The 10,644-nt window shown below is 40.7% G+C and carries 8 protein-coding genes, 2 rRNA genes and 1 pseudogene; 4 read left to right on the top strand and 7 right to left on the bottom strand.

Features of this window, described 5'->3' with window-relative positions:
• Window positions 1-613, top strand: a 23S ribosomal RNA gene (locus tag PE36_RS22860); the annotation flags it as partial.
• A gap of 135 nt (window positions 614-748) precedes the next feature.
• Window positions 749-864 (top strand): 5S ribosomal RNA (rrf, locus tag PE36_RS22855).
• 199 nt (window positions 865-1,063) lie between these two features.
• Here the strand turns inward: rrf and PE36_RS22850 are convergent.
• A complete protein-coding gene (locus PE36_RS22850) occupies window positions 1,064-2,179 on the bottom strand; it encodes a phosphoserine transaminase (protein WP_006034489.1) in 1,116 nt (371 codons plus the stop codon).
• A gap of 176 nt (window positions 2,180-2,355) precedes the next feature.
• Between PE36_RS22850 and PE36_RS22845 the strand changes: the two genes are divergently transcribed.
• Entirely contained in the window at window positions 2,356-2,751 is a 396-nt protein-coding gene (locus tag PE36_RS22845; protein WP_006034488.1) for a hypothetical protein, read from the top strand.
• 99 nt (window positions 2,752-2,850) lie between these two features.
• Entirely contained in the window at window positions 2,851-4,041 is a 1,191-nt protein-coding gene (locus PE36_RS22840) for an NAD(P)/FAD-dependent oxidoreductase (RefSeq protein WP_006034487.1), read from the top strand.
• 252 nt (window positions 4,042-4,293) lie between these two features.
• On the opposite strand, the gene PE36_RS22835 is transcribed toward PE36_RS22840, so the two are convergent.
• The 6 genes and pseudogenes from PE36_RS22835 to PE36_RS22810 all read right to left on the bottom strand — a co-directional run.
• Complete coding sequence (locus PE36_RS22835; RefSeq protein WP_006034486.1) at window positions 4,294-4,731, bottom strand: hypothetical protein; 438 nt, start codon at window positions 4,729-4,731, stop codon at window positions 4,294-4,296.
• A 268-nt stretch (window positions 4,732-4,999) separates the two neighbouring features.
• The gene (locus PE36_RS22830) at window positions 5,000-6,580 is read right to left on the bottom strand and encodes a hypothetical protein (RefSeq protein WP_006034485.1); all 1,581 of its coding nucleotides are present in this window, start codon (window positions 6,578-6,580) and stop codon (window positions 5,000-5,002) included.
• Between the two features lie 118 nt (window positions 6,581-6,698).
• On the bottom strand, window positions 6,699-7,490 hold the full coding sequence (locus PE36_RS22825; protein WP_006034484.1) for a Cof-type HAD-IIB family hydrolase: 792 nt from the start codon (window positions 7,488-7,490) through the stop codon (window positions 6,699-6,701).
• Between the two features lie 74 nt (window positions 7,491-7,564).
• Entirely contained in the window at window positions 7,565-8,590 is a 1,026-nt protein-coding gene (locus PE36_RS22820; protein ID WP_006034483.1) for an alpha/beta fold hydrolase, read from the bottom strand.
• Window positions 8,591-9,157: 567 nt separating this feature from the next.
• The gene (gene hslU / locus PE36_RS22815) at window positions 9,158-10,489 is read right to left on the bottom strand and encodes an ATP-dependent protease ATPase subunit HslU (protein ID WP_006034482.1); all 1,332 of its coding nucleotides are present in this window, start codon (window positions 10,487-10,489) and stop codon (window positions 9,158-9,160) included.
• Window positions 10,490-10,516: 27 nt separating this feature from the next.
• Window positions 10,517-10,644: pseudogene (locus PE36_RS22810) on the bottom strand (HslU--HslV peptidase proteolytic subunit); the annotation flags it as partial.

Below are 10,644 nucleotides of genomic sequence, written 5' to 3'. Positions count from 1 at the left end.
TGGCTAAACATGGTTGGACATCATGTGGTTAGTGCAAAGGCATAAGCCAGCTTAACTGCGAGACAGACACGTCGAGCAGGTACGAAAGTAGGTCTTAGTGATCCGGTGGTTCTGAATGGAAGGGCCATCGCTCAACGGATAAAAGGTACTCCGGGGATAACAGGCTGATACCGCCCAAGAGTTCATATCGACGGCGGTGTTTGGCACCTCGATGTCGGCTCATCACATCCTGGGGCTGAAGTTGGTCCCAAGGGTATGGCTGTTCGCCATTTAAAGTGGTACGCGAGCTGGGTTTAGAACGTCGTGAGACAGTTCGGTCCCTATCTGCCGTGGGCGTTTGAGAATTGAGAGGAGCTGCTCCTAGTACGAGAGGACCGGAGTGGACGAACCACTGGTGTTCGGGTTGTCATGCCAATGGCATTGCCCGGTAGCTAAGTTCGGAACTGATAACCGCTGAAAGCATCTAAGCGGGAAGCAGGCCTCGAGATGAGTTCTCACTGGAGCTTTAAGCTCCCTGAAGGGCCGTTGGAGACTACAACGTTGATAGGCAAGGTGTGTAAGTGCTGTGAGGCATTGAGCTAACTTGTACTAATTACCCGTGAGGCTTAACCATACAAATTAAAGTATGATTAATTGAAATTTGACTTAAGAATTGATTGAACACTTTATGTTTTAAAGACTTCTTTATTTATAGCTTTTCAGATTACAATAGAAATTAATTTTTCTTATAGAAAGCAAACCAGATTTGCTTGGTGACCATAGTGTTGCGGTACCACCTGACTCCATTCCGAACTCAGTAGTGAAACGTAATAACGCCGATGGTAGTGTGGGGTTTCCCCATGTGAGAGTAGGGCATCGCCAAGCGCCAAATTAGAGAGAGCCGATATCAGCAATGATATCGGCTTTTTTGTGTCTGTAATTTAAGGCCGCAGATTAATATTTCTCGCGTTATTATTATCTGAACTAATTAAGATACAGGGTATGTCGTGATTAAATTTAGCGACAGACAATCAAAAACCAGCCTACGGCTGGTTTTTATATTTAGAGCTTAGTAATATTAAGTCTATGTTTTTACTTTTTCATATGCCCAAGTGAGCCAAGGCAGTAGTAGTTCAATATCATGACTTTCAATCGTCGCACCACACCAAATCCGTAAGCCTGAGGGTGCATCTTTATAGGAATTAATATCGTAGGCTACTTGCTGCTCTGCTAATAACTTGCTGAACTCTTTTAATTCGGCATCGCTCAGCGCTAAACGTAAACATACACTGGTATTCGATCTATATTCAGCTTGCTCGGCAAGAAAATCTATCCATTCATGTTGGTCAACAAAGTTGGTTAAAATAGCGAGATTGTTCTCAGAACGACTAATCGCAGCGTCAACACCACCGATTTTGTCTATCCAGTTTAATGCATCTAAATAATCAGCTACACATAGCATTGACGGGGTGTTAATTGTTGCACCTGTAAAGATCCCCTCAATCAATTTACCATTTTTAGTTAAACGGAAGATCTTAGGTAATGGCCAAGTAGGGGTATAAGACTCTAAACGTTCAATTGCTGCAGGGCTAAGTACGATCATGCCGTGAGCACCTTCCCCTCCTAATACCTTTTGCCAACTGAATGTGGTGACATCGAGTTTATCCCATGCCATCGGCATAGCAAATACCGCTGAGGTTGCATCACAAATCGTTAGACCTGTACGTTGTTCACTGATCCAGTTTGCATTAGCGATTTTAACGCCAGAGGTGGTACCGTTCCAAGTAAACACAATATCATGTTCTGGATTCGTCGTTGCTAAATCAGGCAGTTGACCGTAATCAGCAGTGATTTCATTCACATGGCTAAGTTGTAATTCATTTTTAATATCGCTAAACCAGCCTTTACCAAACGATTCCCAGTAGCAAACATCAATTGGTCTTGCCCCGAGTAATGACCACAGCATCATCTCCATAGCACCAGTATCAGAACCTGGGACTATCGCGATACGATAGTCCTCTGGGATTTTTAAGAGTTCTTTGGTTTGTTCAATAGCTTGCTTTAGGGCTGCTTTGCCTATATCAGAACGATGTGAGCGACCAAGTGTGGTTATGTCTAGTTGTGCTAATTCATAGCCAGGACGCTTACTGCAAGGCCCTGATGAAAAATTCGGGTTGAGAGGTTTATTGATTGGGATCATTCGTTATTCCTTTACTAAAATGCTATCCATGTGAATCGATTATAGCAATCCACTTGTCATCTATGAAGTATTTAAACCAGTGATATTTTATAGTGTTTTTTATGGTGCTAACGTTTGCTATTCCTGACAAATAAACGTATTTTCAACACAGTTTAAATATATAGGAATTGAACATTATGGCTAAAGGCTTAGACAAACATCAACATAGAAAAGATGAATTAAATTCATTCGGTAAAAATTTAGCGCGACGTGCACGTTCGCATTGCGAAACATGTGATGCATCTGGGGTTAAACTAAATATTTTCGAAGTCGCGCCTATACCGACAACCCCCGATTATGATGATTGTATTTTAATCTGTGATACTTGCAGTGAACAGCTTAATAACCCGAAACGTATTGATGCTGACCATTGGCGTTGTCTAAATAAATCAATGTGGTCTGAAGTCGCTATCGTACAAGTGGCTGCGATCCGTATGTTACGTCTGCTAGAAGATAAACATGAGTGGGCCGCAGATCTTAATGAAATGGCATATTTAGAGCCTGAAGTGGAAGAACGTATCAACAAGCTATAAAAATCTCTTGGTATAGTCGGTGAAGTCGTTTGGGTATCTGGATAATTAATGCTATTCTGCGGCTCCATTTTTGTATTGTAGTTAAATTAGAGGTCTTCGATGAGCCAACGTTGTGATGTGATAGTAATTGGTGCCGGTGCTGCAGGATTGATGTGTGCGGCAAGTGCTGGTTACCGAGGTCGCTCAGTATTGGTTCTCGATAATGCCAAGAAAGCCGGTCGTAAAGTACTTATTAGTGGCGGTGGACGTTGTAATTTCACCAATAATGACCTTTCTATAGATGCATTCGTTTGTGCCAATCCACATTTCGTTAAATCAGCATTAAGTCGTTATACCGCGTTGGACTTTATTGATATGGTTGAACGTCATGGTATTGCCTATCATGAACGTGACCATGGCCAGTTATTCTGTGATGACTCAGCAAAAGATATCGTTGAAATGTTACATACCGAATGTGATTGGGCAGGTGTTAAGATCCAATTACGCACTGAAATACTATCTATTGAAAAAGCAGAGGATGGTCGTTTTCATTTGCAAACGAGTCAAGGTGCACTTAATTGTGAATCTGTGGTTGTGGCTACGGGTGGGCTCTCTATGCCAAAACTTGGCGCGACGCCTTATGGTTATAAGATCGCAGAACAGTTTGGTCTAAAAGTAAATGCGACGAAAGCAGGTTTGGTTCCGTTTACCTTACAACAGCATGATAAAGATAAATATGCGGAGCTGTCAGGCGTTAGTTTACCTGCGCGTATCACGACAGTATCAGGTGTTAGCTTTAAAGAAGCCCTGTTGTTTACCCATCGTGGTCTCTCTGGCCCTTCAGTATTACAGGTATCATCTTATTGGAATGCCGGTGAAGTAATTACTATTAACTTGTTACCTGATACCGAAATAACTGAAATCTTAGCTGGAATGACGGAATCAAGTCCCAACCAAGCGCTTAAAACTGCCTTAGCGCGTGTGTTACCGAAACGTCTTGTAGAGATATTTTATGCTGATGGGTTGTTACCTGAATGCACGCTTAAGCAATTACAGCATAAAGATCTTAATGATATCTCAACGCTCTTACATAACTGGCAAGTTAAGCCGAATGGCACAGAAGGTTATCGTACCGCAGAAGTGACACTCGGAGGTGTTGATACTGACGAGTTATCATCGAAAACGATGGAAGCTAAAAAAGCCCCTGGTTTATATTTTATTGGTGAAGTTATGGATGTAAGTGGTTGGTTAGGCGGTTATAATTTTCAATGGGCATGGTCTTCAGGCTGGAGCTGTGGCCAATTTGTATAATTATGTGTAGTGACAATAAAGTTTGCCCGTAGTGGGTTAATCCATTATCTTTACTGACTCTATGAATAGGCTTAATAACAGCGTTGAAATGAATCGCTATTTAAAGCAACTTACGGGCAAACTCTTTTGTAATTATATCGACCACTACGGGCATTCTTTATTGTTCCTGCACATAAGTGCGAACTTGAAATTATATCTGGGAGTTGCTTCACCAGATTTAACATCATGGCTAACCATTACTAGAATTTAATCTTAAGTTTCACTGCAGTCTATTTTTTCGAATTCAACTAATTCGCAATAACCCCAATTGGCATGTTTATATTTTTTTTTGTTTTTTCGGTTATAGTCAACTTTCATTTTGTAGCACATATTTTTCTCCAATGTCTGCTGTAACACAGCAGTATTCGTCCACGTTTGATCGTTTCTGTATATGTGAGAGCATTGCAATTGGAAATTAAGTGATGTCTCAGATGGCAGAGTCATAAATACAGGTCGTATTACATCCAGTTGATGTCCGTTAACCTTTTTAACTTCTACCAAAAGATAATAAGTACCGTATGAAACTTCACGTAGCTTTATTCTGGCTTTGGCAGCTGTTTCTAGATCTGTGTCTAATCCTTCAATTGTATTTGAGCAACCAGATAATAATGCGACCAAGCTTCCCGCAATTGTTAATTTCTTAAACATCATCCTAAAATCCTTTTATCTTATGGCTTAATTTTTCAATATCAATTGAAATATATTAAATATACCTGCACGAATCTTATTCGTACTCATCGGTGATACATGGCCAAGAATGCCGCAGACCAGTGAGCTAGTGGAAGCAATTGAAACACAGCTATCTATCAGCAGTTTAGCCGCTACGGGCAATCTTTATTGTCTCTACACAAATTAACGCGGCTAATTCAAACATCAACTCGGGCTTATGAGCCCTAGTTGAGCAGATATAATTTAGCATTTATTTTATGCGGATGGCATTATCTGCTGTTAACGGGGTGCTGAATAATTTAACTTGTGTGAAGTTAGTATCAGAAGCTAAGTTGTTATTCTGCGTTGTGGATGGGTAGCTGATACCATCAAAGTCGAGCTGTAGCCATTGCTGCTTATCTTTTATTAATAAACTTTGCCACAGATGTCGCTGTGTCTTACTTATCTGTAGTGGCGCTTGTACTTGCGTTATACGGCTCATAAATTTATAACGATTTAAGGTGTTCTCAAACACTAATAAAACACAACCCTCACCTTCACACCAGTCGAGCATCACTAACAAATCTTTGCGGCCGTTACCGTTTAAGTCATATTCGCTAAACCAATATTTGGAGTTGTCAGTTTTGGTTTTATGCATGGTAAAATAGCGCTTTACGGCATTATTGATTGCTGGCGTACTCTTTGTTGGTGACGCGATATCTTGGGCTTGGAATTCACGAGTTTGCGTATTGAGGGTTAATGTCGAAAATGATCCAATCTCAACTTCATCTGTCATCCTATCTAGGGTTAATAGTGCACCATTAAAGCTATATTTCTGGTTATCTCGCCATTGGTGACTTGCCTGTAATCTGACGCCATCACGTCGGAAGTGATAGATAACGTTAGTTTTATTACCCTGATGCTGAGTGAGTAATAGCTTCAGGCCTGATGAACCATAGGGATGCCAAAAACCACGCGCGGTCTGAGTTTTACCCTTGCTATAGCGGTATTTCACATTAGCTTGGTGATGCTTGGCTAGTTCTAGTTCAATGGTAAGATTATTGTTTTTATAGCGATAATGGCCAAGCCAATCTTGGCTATCTTCTTGCTGGTTGGGGTATTTAGCACAGCCTGCTATTTGTTTGCCCTTTAAATATAACTTGCTTTCATACTGCCAATAACTATTATTACTATCGATACAGCCGTTACCGGTAAAAGCTAAGTTTAATTGTTCGCCGTCGCTGTTCTCGGTTTCGACAAATGCCCGTAAGCCTTTGGTGATGACACTTTTCTTAATCGCCCACTTACTATTTAATTCTTTGATTATGAAGGTGAACTGGTTGTCTTGAGCATAACCAAGCCAGTCTGGTTGTGAGCCGCTGATCTCAAAGTTTGGTCGCGAAGTGACAGACCGACAGGCACTGTTATTTTGATTAGATAAAAAATGTAACTGCGCGATACTGATAATTGCACGCTGGTGACGCGGATTTAGTGATTGGTTTATTTGGCCTTCAAATTCGATATAGGCATTGGGTTGATTTAAACGTTCAATTTGCGCGAGTAAGTGGCTATTAGGTTGAAGGTTAAATACTTGTTCATTATGGCATAAACGTATTGTACGCTGCTGTGCCGTTATGGTAACGATACCACTAAAATTATAATATTTAGCTGGGGCTATCGAGGCATTCGGTGCGTTGCTGATATTTGGTATTGATGATTTAGTACTAAGCGCGGGCTCTGTTACTTGTTGACTGCTATTGAGAGAGTAAAGACTGTTGTTGACGATAGGTTGGTGCTGTTGAGCACAGCCGGTGATGATAAATAGACAGAAATAGGTTATAACTCGAAGCATAATTCATCCTTGATATCGAGAGCTTATTTAAACGTTAATCGTGTATTTTAAATTAGTTACCGCGAAGTCCTTTCGGAGTAACTAATTCATACATTATTATGCGATTGCCAGTGAGTAACTACAATATATATTTTTCTATATACTGGGCAACCCCATCATCAGCTGAGTCACCTATTATTTCAAAATCTGGTAATGTCGCTTTAAGCATGGTCGAAGCGTTGCCCATGACTAAGCCTTTATCAACGGCTTGTAGCATTTCCACGTCATTCATACCATCACCAAAGGCCACGGTTTCTGCCATGGTGAAACCTTTAATTCTCAGTACTTCGGCAAGTGCTTGGGCTTTATTGACATTAATATCCATGACTTCTAAGCATTCCGGTAACGAGAATGAGACGTTTAATTGGGTACTGTATTGGGCGTTAATTTGTGCAGCTAGGGCAACAAGATCTTTATGTGGACCACAGAAAAAGAATTTAGCAATACCGGCTTTGTCTAATGCCTCGAGATCCACAACTTGATAGCTAAATGTCGAATCTTGGCTGAAGTTAAGGACCTCTGGGTTAGGTGTGTTCACAAACCATTCGTCATCACGGAAAATATTGGCTTGAATAGTTTCCGGTAAGTTAATTTCAGTAATCATCTGGGCAATATCTGTGGCTATATTTTTGCTGTAAATCAGTTCACCTTTATGGTTGTGAACTCTGGCACCGTTTGAGGTGATGAGGTAAATTTCAGCATCAATTGTTTTTCTGATAGCCTCTACATCGACATGATGACGACCGGTGGCGATGATGAACTTTTTACCCTGTTTAAGTAACTTGTGGATCGTTATTTTGGTTTGTTCTGAGACTATATGTGCAGGCGTCAGTAACGTACCATCTAAATCAGAAACGATAACTTTATACATCTTAACCTCAAAATTTACTTTATTTTATGTGTCTAAAATAGTGTTTATCGTGATGACTGTCCGTAGTAATTGGCTTAATGTTTGGCAAAATAATTTAATGCTACAGTCAGCGCAGGGATCCTAAAAATATCCGTTTCTAAGAATAATTCATGAGCCGCCCCTGGGATTAAAACAGGTTGCGTTGGTTGGTGCTGATTGTGCTCATGGCTTAATGCTTGGCAGAATTGCAGCTGTGCTTCTGCTAGTACTACTTCATCGCCGCCAGCTTGTAGGATCAAGGTTGGCGTTTTGATGTTACCCGCGTATTGGATCGCACGACGACAGGCTTTAATACTTTGTTGTAACCAGTTAATTGTTGGTCCGCCTAACTGAGTCTGTGGATAAAACCCGTAACTACGACGGAAAAGATCAAATCGTAATGAACTGTGGGTTAGCTGATTATTTTCAAATGGGGAATGAACAAAGTCACCTTTACCGGGTGCATAAAATGATTCGGTATGAATTATTTTATTAACGATGTGCATGGCACGGCTATAAATACTGGCAATCGGACGCGGTATCTGACCAAAGTTAATACCGAACATCGGGGATGCTAATACCGCGGCATCAAAATCGTGATGATAACTTTGCAAATATAAACTGCCGATTGCGCCGCCCATCGAATGGCACAGTAAATACTGTTTACTGTGATGGGTCGGACGCATTATTTTATCAATAAATAGCTTTAAATCAGTGACGTAATCACGAAAATGTTCAACATGGCCTTTGTGCAGGTTTTTAAGTAAACGATCTGACATGCCTTGTCCACGATGATCTAAGCAATATACCGAGTAACCTTGTTGGTACAGATCGTAAATTAGCTCGCGAAATTTCTGATAAGACTCTGAGCGTCCGCCTAATAGCACAATGGCAGGGCTGGTATTACTTATAACAGCAGATGCGTAGCGCAGGGTAATATTATCAACACCTTGTAATGTGTGTTCTACGATCTTCGCATCCCAAAATTGCGAAATTTCATGATGATATTTATCTGCAAGTTGTGATTCAGTGGTTAAATTATAAGGATTATCAAATTCGACACATGGGTGTTTACTGGACATAGGTTGCAGAAGCTTCTTAGTAATTTTATCTGTGAGAGTCTATTCCTAGCCTACCATAATTTACGGCTGGAAATGGCGACTTAACTACCGGTAAATAGATTTAATTATCTAAGTTGCCGCTTAAAAATTAATTAATTAATTTGTAGTAATAACTACATATTCTGCGAAGAGATAATGTCGTTAAATTTTTGAATTAGAGCGGAAATTAATTATTCACATTAAACGCTATCCTGATTGTGGTGCGCTTAATACAGTGAATTGGCGTTGGCTGCGGTTGGTATTTTAGCAAAGCTGAGCTAATCTTATTTGGACTGAGAATACTGATCATATTTTTGACAACCAGAGAGGACCGTCAATGAAACGCTCTAGACTCAAGAAAAAACTCAATTCACTCCGAAGGACTCGTTGTCATTGGTGTCAGTTCACGGATAAATTAAAACCGATAGATGTAACTCAAAGCGCATTACTACATCGGCGTTAATCACGATCTTGAGTTAAAATAAAGGCGCTCATGCAAGCGCCTTTTTGTGGTATTTAATTTAACTACAAAATATTGTCAGGTGTAAATTAAAGTATATAGCGACTTAGATCTTCGTCTTCGACTAATTCGTTAAGATACTTACCGACGTAATCACCGTCAACAACGAGGCTTTGGCCATTCTTTTCTGATGCGTCAAATGAAATTTCTTCCATTAAACGTTCCATTACTGTGTGTAAGCGACGGGCACCGATGTTCTCAGTTTTCTCATTTACGTTCCAAGCGGCGTTGGCAATACCATCAATACCATCTGGGGTGAACTCAACGTTCACGCCTTCCGTTTTCAGCATTGCCGTGTATTGCTCTGTTAATGATGCGTTTGGCTCGGTGAGGATACGCACAAAATCTGCTGCTGTAAGCGCATCTAATTCAACGCGGATTGGTAGACGCCCTTGTAATTCAGGGATCAGGTCAGACGGTTTGGAGACTTGGAAAGCACCTGATGCAATGAATAAGATGTGGTCTGTTTTCACCATACCGTGTTTGGTGGTGACCGTACAACCTTCGATAAGTGGTAATAGATCGCGTTGTACCCCTTCGCGTGATACTCCCCCATCATTTGAATCGCTGCGTTTGCAGATTTTATCGATTTCATCAAGGAAGACAATGCCGTTGTTTTCGACTGCGAAAATGGCTTTTTCTTTCAATTCTTCTGGATTAACTAGTTTCGCTGCTTCGTCTTCAACTAGTTGTTTCAATGCTTCTTTTACTTTCATCTTGCGTGATTTTGTCGTCGAACCGCCAGATAAATTTTGGAACATGCCTTGTAACTGATTGGTCATTTCTTCCATACCTGGAGGTGCCATGATCTCAACGCCCATTTGTGGCGCGGCAATTTCAATACTAATTTCTTTATCGTCTAATTTTCCTTCGCGTAATTTTTTACGGAAGATTTGACGAGTATTATCATTGCTGGCTTTTTCTTCTTCGCCCCAGTTATTACGTGGGTTTGGCAGTAACGCATCTAATACGCGATCTTCGGCATTTTCTTCTGCGCGAACATGGTATTTCTTCATTTCTTGTTCACGTGTTAGTTTTACCGCAACATCTGTTAGGTCTTTGATGATTTGATCAACTTCTTTACCAACATAACCAATTTCAGTAAATTTAGTGGCTTCAACTTTAATAAAGGGTGCGTTTGCTAGTTTGGCTAAACGACGTGCGATCTCTGTTTTACCCACACCGGTTGGACCGATCATCAAAATGTTTTTTGGAGAGACTTCTTGGCGCAGTTCTTGGTCTAACTGCATGCGGCGCCAGCGGTTACGCAGGGCAATAGCGACAGCACGTTTGGCATTTTGTTGACCGATAATATGGTGGTCTAATTCTGAAACGATTTCTCTGGGAGTCATTGACGACATAATAAGTGTCCTTTAATTCGGTAAAATTTAGTAATCGATAGTTTCAATGGTGTGGAAACCGTTGGTGAATACACAGATATTACCTGCAATAGTCAGGGCTTTTTTAGCGATCTCTTCAGCGTCTAATTCGGTATTTTCTAATAATGCCATTGCTG

It is taken from the genome of Moritella sp. PE36 (genome assembly GCF_000170855.1).
GTDB lineage: Bacteria > Pseudomonadota > Gammaproteobacteria > Enterobacterales > Moritellaceae > Moritella.
The sequence above is the reverse complement of the archived record's forward strand: the minus strand, read 5'-3'. Positions and strand labels throughout refer to the sequence as shown.